The organism is Bacillus sp. SIMBA_031 (assembly GCF_046535225.1).
GTDB lineage: Bacteria > Bacillota > Bacilli > Bacillales > Bacillaceae > Bacillus > Bacillus velezensis.
The window spans coordinates 1-277 of the sequence record NZ_JAWRXC010000173.1; the positions used below are offsets into that span (position 1 = coordinate 1).

A 277-nucleotide genomic window follows, 5' to 3' on the forward strand; every position below is an offset into this window, starting at 1 on the left:
CCTGTTAATGGCGGGTTCTATCTTTGCTCAGGATAAAGCGATACATCCTAATCAGCTTCCAAAGGCGGCAAAAAGCTTTCTGGCAGCTCATTTTAAAGGAATAACGGCCGGTTCTGTTATAGAAGACCGTGAAATATACGGAGTAGATGAGTACAAAGTTCTCTTAATCAATGGCGTAAAAGTAGAAGTTGACCGCAATGGAAACTGCAAAGAAGTTGATGGGCAGCACCAAAAGCTTCCGTATGGTTTTATTCCGGCATCTATTAAAAACTACGCT

Annotated in this window: 1 protein-coding gene; it reads left to right on the top strand. The window is 41.9% G+C overall.

Going from position 1 to position 277, the window contains the following annotated elements:
* Positions 1 to 277: PepSY-like domain-containing protein (locus SB724_RS19940; RefSeq protein ID WP_410572552.1), on the top strand; the 277-nt coding region annotated here is incomplete at both ends.